The sequence below is a fragment of the Methanospirillum sp. genome (assembly GCF_035560735.1).
In the GTDB taxonomy this organism is placed as follows: domain Archaea; phylum Halobacteriota; class Methanomicrobia; order Methanomicrobiales; family Methanospirillaceae; genus Methanospirillum.
In genome coordinates, this window is sequence record NZ_DATMYY010000307.1 from 1 (window position 1) to 5,116 (window position 5,116).

Genomic DNA, 5,116 nt, shown 5'->3' on the forward strand with positions numbered 1-5,116 from the left:
CAGATTAAGAGTCTGTCGCTCTACCGACTAAGCTACAAGCCCTTGTGCCATAACATGTTAGTATATCTACAATAAAAATATTTCGTGCCCTGGTTTAAACGTATAAACGCTTAATATAATAGTGTTATGCAGGATTATCGCCTCCCGGGAGTTCCCGGCAACAGAACCTATCTGATCTGCGGGTGCGGGAGTGTGGGGTATCTTATTCTGGAGGAGCTCAAAAAGGAAGGCGGAAGACTCCTCTGCATGGATAATAATCCCGAACGGGTTCAGGAGCTGAGGGAACAGAAGATAGAGGCATTCCTGCGTGATATGCTCGATGCCGATATGCTCCATGGTATCGCAGATTTTAATGTCGCTTTTGTCGTCAGCGATAGCCACGATGCAAACAGTGTGGCTATGCGGACTATCAGGGAAAAATACCCGCGGGTTCATGTGGTTGCACGTGCGGTTGACCCTATCAGTGAGAAGGATCTCATACAGGAAGGTGCTGACCTGGTCCTGTACCCACAGCAGGTTGTTGCATCAGCTGCAATAGATCATCTTCAGAAATTTCAAAAGCATCATCTTTCCAAGCAACTGTTTGATATCATAAGTTCCTGGACCGGGACATTGGGAATCGTCACCCATACAAATCCTGATCCGGATGCAATATCAAGTGCCATGGCTTTGGCTGCAATATCAAAAAAGGCGAACCCACAACTTGAAACTCATATCCTGTACGATGGGATCATCGGTCACCAGGAGAACAGGACACTCGTAAACCTTCTTGATATCAAGATGGAGAAAGTCCGCCCTGAAACTCTGGCAGAGTGTTCCCATCTTGCCCTTGTTGACAGTAAAGGACCGGGCATCAACAACGGTCTGCTTCCAACAACTCCTGTTGATATCATCATCGATCATCATTATGAACCTCAGGCCGGAAGTGTCGTCCGGGTACCCTTTGTTGATGTCAGGCAGAGTGCGGGAGCCTGCGCTACTATTCTGACAGAATATCTGATAGAACTGGAAATTGAACCGGACCAGATGGTTGCAACCGCCCTGCTCTATGGAATCAGGGCTGATACAAAGCAGTTCAGAAGGAATGTGACTCCCAGGGATCTTGAATATTCGGCATTTCTCCTCAAGTACAGTGATGAAGACCTGCTTGAGAAGATCATGTCACCCCAGTATGCTCATGAGACAATCGATATCATTGGGGATGCTATCAATAACCGCAAAACAAAGAATGGCTATCTCTTCTCAAATGTCGGATATGTTCGCAACCGTGATGCCCTTCCACAGGCTGCTGATCTGCTCATCAACCTGGAAGGTATAAGCACGGCTCTTGTGTACGGAATTACTGATGATGCGATCATTATGTCTGGTCGTAACCGGGATCTTCGATTGAACCTGGGGAATGTAATGAGCGAAGCCTTTTCTGATCTCGGCGATGCCGGTGGTCATGCTACAATGGCTGCAGCAAGTATTCCGCTCCATGTCTTCTCATCAGTGCGGGAGAAGAAAGGACTTCTTGAAATGGTTATAGAGCCGATCCTGCAGAACTTCTACCGGCTTGTCGGGTTGCTGGAGGACGAGACCGGTGAGGTATGAATACTGGGAGCCACTCTACCATGAGATATGTGAATACTTCTCTTTTGATCCTGCTGAAGATGAACGGGCAGCGCATGTAGCCGCTGATCTTTCATCTGCCGATGCAACCAGTGTTCTTGTAAACCTGATAGCCGGACATCCTGTTACTGTCTGTGGAAATGCTCCCTGTTTAAAAGGCCAGGTGCTGGCAGATAAATTAATCGGCATGGTTATCGCTGCAGATGCAGCTGCCAGCGTCCTGCTCTCATGCGGTGTGAGACCTGCTGTCATCGTAACAGATCTCGATGGGATTGATGAATACGCGATTGATCTTAATAATAATGGAACGATACTGGTTGTTCATGCACATGGAGACAATATTCCCAGGATTAAAACTTGGGTCCCTAAATTTTCCGGTCCGTTGATCCTTACGACTCAAGGGCGGCCTTTTCAGAATATCCACAATTTTGGTGGTTTTTCAGACGGTGATCGAGCGGTATACATGGCCCGGGACTGTGGGGCGTCTGAAATACATCTTCTCGGGTTTGATTGTGATGATCAGTCTGTAACACCTGTGAAAAAAGGAAAATTAATCTGGGCACGCAGACTTCTTTCTGAAATCGGATATGACTGCTGAAGCCTGGATCATTGATGGGTATGTCGACGAACCGGCCTGCCTTGGGGTTCCACCATATATCTCACCTTATATTAGAACTGTAGCCGGTGTGCTCACATCCCGCGGGTTTTCTGTTAGGTATTGCACCATTGATCAGGTAAGAGCAGATCATACCTTTCTCGCACGGGCAGACCAATCTGATATTGTTGTGATGATTGCCGGGGTGACGGTCCCTGGCAAATACCTTGGGGGAACTCCTGCTGGATATACTGATATCAGGCAGATTGGATCGTCTCTTCGAAATCCCACTACGTATCTGGGCGGTCCGGTTCTTTTTGGTTCCTCTCCAGGAGGAGGAATGAAAGCCACGCGCCAGGAGGAGTTCGGATTTGATCATCTGCTACATGGATCTCCTGCCATGGCTCTGGATTCAATCCTGGATGGATCAGACTCTGTCGCTTCCCATTCGTACTCTGTTGAGGATGAATGGGCAGTTGCCGGTGCTGGTATTGTCAGAGATCATCCCCTCTATCCGTATGTTCTCTGTGAGCTCGAGACTTCACGCGGCTGTTCACATGCAGAGTCCGGAGGATGTTCATTCTGCACCGAACCATTTTATGGTAAACCTGTATACCGGGATATTACCGGGATCCAAGCAGAAGTGCAAGCCCTCTCTGATCAAGGAGTTCGGCATTTAAGACTCGGCCGACAACCGGATCTGCTCACATATCAGGCTGGGTCTGGAGAGTTTCCAGTCCCAAGGCCTGAAATTCTTGACGATTTATTTGCTGGAATTCGATCTGCTGCACATGAGCTCCAGACCCTGCACATAGATAACATCAACCCGGGAACAATTGCACGACATCCAGATGCTTCAAGAGAGGCGCTTTCTGTTATTGTCAAAGGTCATACTCCCGGCGATGTTGCAGCATTTGGGATGGAGACCGCTGATCCTGCTGTTGTCAAAGCCAACAATCTCAAGGCTGAACCTGATATGGTGATGGAGGCAATCAGGATTGTCAATGAAGTCGGTGGCTCTCGCGATAATGGAATACCTCATCTGCTCCCTGGTTTGAATTTCATCTGCGGACTAGCCGGTGAGACTACAGACACCTACCGCCTGAACAGGGAGTTTTTAGAGAGAGTAATAAAAGAGAACCTTCTTGTCAGAAGAGTAAATATAAGGCAGCTTATGCCGTTTGAGGGAACCCGTGCATGGTCAGAACATTCCCTTCCGGTTGATGAGCGACTCTTTCGCCAGTTTAAAGAAGATGTACGTAAGAGGTTTGACCTTCCGATGCTCAGAAAGGTCTACCCGGTATTGACTGTATTGCATCATGTCATCATTGAAGAATCGGGTGAGACCTCATTTGGAAGACAACTTGGTTCTTATCCCATCCTGGTTGGTATACCTCTGAAGATCCCGGTCAAAACAATCCTGGACGTGGTTATTGTGGATCATGGAATGCGTTCAGTAACCGGTCTGCCCTGGCCTATCCCGATCAATGACCTCCCTGCAAAAGTTATCAAATGGATACCCGGGCTTTCCAAATCTGCTCAAGCCCGGATTCTTGCAAAACGTCCCTTCAATACTTTGGAGTCACTTGAAAAAGCAGCTGGAGTCAGGCTTCCTTCTGACCTTTTTGTATTTACATCTCCCGCAGTTCCATCACTGTGAAGATATCTGATTTTGTGATAATTCCGATAACTGAACCGTTTTCGATCACAGGTATTCTGCCGATGTTGTACTCGGTCATGATCCTGAGTGCATCAAAAACCGGGGCCTCGGGTGCCAGGGTGATGACATCCCTGGTCATTGTATCTTTTACCTGCATAGCATCACGATCAATAGATGAGACTCGTGAGAGATCATCCAGGGTTATAATCCCTGCCAGGTATCCACGGTCAATGACTGGAAACCCAAGATGTTTGGTCTGGTACATCAGGGATATCACTTCTGTGAGTGGCACGCCCGGTTGCACCGAAATGACCGGCCTAGACATAATCTCTTTTGTTGTGACATCCCTCAGCAGGAATTTATACCTGGTAACATCGGATTCCTGTCCTGCCCCGATGTAGATAAAGAAGGCAATAAGGATAAGAATCGGGGAGAAGATGACGAGACCGATGAGGCCAAATATGACTGCAAATCCTTTCCCCACTGTGGATGCGATACTGGTTGCCTTATGCAGGGGCATTCTGAGCGCAAGATATGCCCGCAAAACGCGTCCACCATCCATTGGAAAAGCCGGGAGAAGGTTGAAGATAAAGAGAAGGATGTTCAAAATTGCCAGATATCCCCATATATACATAACCACTCCGGCAATTGCCGGATTATTAATGAGGAAAGGGGAGGCATAGAGCAATGCGACGCATATTAAACCCAGGGCCAGACTCATAACCGGTCCGGCAAGGGCCATCCAGAACTCAACCCGCGGATCGGTTTCCCGGTCATCAATTGATGCAACACCTCCGAAAAACAGAAGTGTGATACTGCTGATTGCAATTCCTGCCCTGCGTGCGATAAGGTAATGGGCGAGTTCATGAATAAAAACGCCCAGAAAAAGTCCGCATGCTATTACAAACCCGAGAAGATAGGGGATGTATCCCTGGGTGATCAACTGATCATCTATCTGAATGTGAAAGAGATCAGATACCATCGAGACTGTATACGTGATATCGGTCCCTATAAGCCAGGCAAATATTGGAATTATCAGAAGAAAGGTGAAATGTATCATTACCGGAATTCCAAAGAGCCGTCCGATCCTAAATGATCCATCCATAGTACAGTATTCGCAGAGATCAATAAACAGATGGTGATGGGATGACCCTGTCCCCCTTTTTTTCAAAATCGTATTAGGCAACTGTTCTGACATTTGGGGGAAGATACTGATCAGGCCAGTCTGAATCAGTCCAGACGGTAAAAAA

Annotated in this window: 4 protein-coding genes; 3 read left to right on the forward strand and 1 reads right to left on the reverse strand. The window is 47.6% G+C overall.

Translation table 11 applies throughout. From position 1 onward, the window contains the following. Positions 1-126 precede the first annotated feature (126 nt). The 3 genes from VN429_RS08915 to VN429_RS08925 are packed head-to-tail and all read left to right on the forward strand — an operon-like array spanning position 127 to position 3,866. Positions 127-1,593 carry a DHH family phosphoesterase gene (locus VN429_RS08915; RefSeq protein ID WP_325632303.1) on the forward strand — a complete coding sequence of 489 codons (1,467 nt, stop codon included), beginning with the start codon at positions 127-129 and terminating at the stop codon, positions 1,591-1,593. After that, positions 1,583-2,209, forward strand: coding sequence for a 6-hydroxymethylpterin diphosphokinase MptE-like protein (locus VN429_RS08920; RefSeq protein WP_325632306.1), 627 nt, complete (start codon positions 1,583-1,585; stop codon positions 2,207-2,209). Before VN429_RS08915 ends, VN429_RS08920 begins: the two co-directional genes overlap by 11 nt. Then, the gene (locus tag VN429_RS08925) at positions 2,199-3,866 is read left to right on the forward strand and encodes a radical SAM protein (RefSeq protein WP_325632308.1); all 1,668 of its coding nucleotides are present in this window, start codon (positions 2,199-2,201) and stop codon (positions 3,864-3,866) included. Before VN429_RS08920 ends, VN429_RS08925 begins: the two co-directional genes overlap by 11 nt. On the opposite strand, the gene VN429_RS08930 is transcribed toward VN429_RS08925, so the two are convergent. Further along, positions 3,838-5,116, reverse strand: a 1,279-nt coding sequence (locus VN429_RS08930; RefSeq protein ID WP_325632310.1) for a CBS domain-containing protein, incomplete at its 5' end; no start/stop codon positions are given. The two genes, VN429_RS08925 and VN429_RS08930, sit on opposite strands and share 29 nt — an antisense overlap.

Bases quoted from the DNA above. Each gene is read 5' to 3' on its own strand.
- VN429_RS08915 (WP_325632303.1), top strand. From the start codon at position 127: ATGCAGGATTATCGCCTCCCGGGAGTTCCCGGCAACAGAACCTATCTG.
- VN429_RS08925 (WP_325632308.1), top strand. From the start codon at position 2,199: ATGACTGCTGAAGCCTGGATCATTGATGGGTATGTCGACGAACCGGCC.